This window comes from Vibrio sp. 03_296, assembly GCF_002265885.1.
This window is the reverse complement of sequence record NZ_NPKW01000644.1, coordinates 1-652: the sequence shown is the minus strand read 5'-3', so window position 1 is coordinate 652 and position 652 is coordinate 1. Positions and strand designations below refer to the sequence as shown.

Genomic DNA, 652 nt, shown 5'->3' with positions numbered 1-652 from the left:
CCACTAAGGCTTATCAGAAACAAGTCTGCCGCCCCAGACGCAAGCAATTTTCAATGCGCCGTTGTCACTTTCGTCACCAAACACAATCAACGAGGCTTCGAAATCATCGCTGGGTGCTTCATATTCTTGCAACGACAGTACTTTTTGTGCCCAATTTGGCCCAGTTTCAACAAAAATAAGATCGGGTGGCGTCACGTGCGTCAGCCCAGAGACATTGAAGTTGTGCATTGAAATCAGATCAAACTGAGGTTTTGCACAACTTGAGTTGTGCCCCATATGAAGCTGAAATCGGTCGCTACTGTACAACACCCAGATATGTAAACTGGTCTTTAAGCGAGCAAAACTTTCATCATTGTTCCTATTTAGCTTCACAGCTTCTCCCATATACCGTCCCCTAGCAGTCAGTTGTGGAACCATCCGAATCGTTTTTAGTTGGTCTCACCACCCCTAAACTCTCGACAGGTAGCGTGGTTTCAAATTGCGGAATGGTCACTAACGCCGTTTGTTTACCTAAAAAATTAAGAACTGAAACAAATTGAAATTGATAGTTACTCACTCTAGCTCTAACGTATTTTATGGTTATAAAAACATCATTGTCGGTTACGTCCCCGCTGACCACATCGCCATTGGCGATCGAGATTACTCGATCACC

2 pseudogenes are annotated in these 652 nt (G+C 44.2%); both read right to left on the bottom strand.

The window, feature by feature from the left end:
* Positions 1-42: 42 nt before the first annotated feature.
* Positions 43-417: pseudogene (locus CIK04_RS26845) on the bottom strand (type II secretion protein); the annotation flags it as partial.
* Positions 395-652: pseudogene (locus CIK04_RS34210) on the bottom strand (pilus assembly protein); the annotation flags it as partial. The pseudogenes CIK04_RS26845 and CIK04_RS34210, both read right to left, overlap by 23 nt.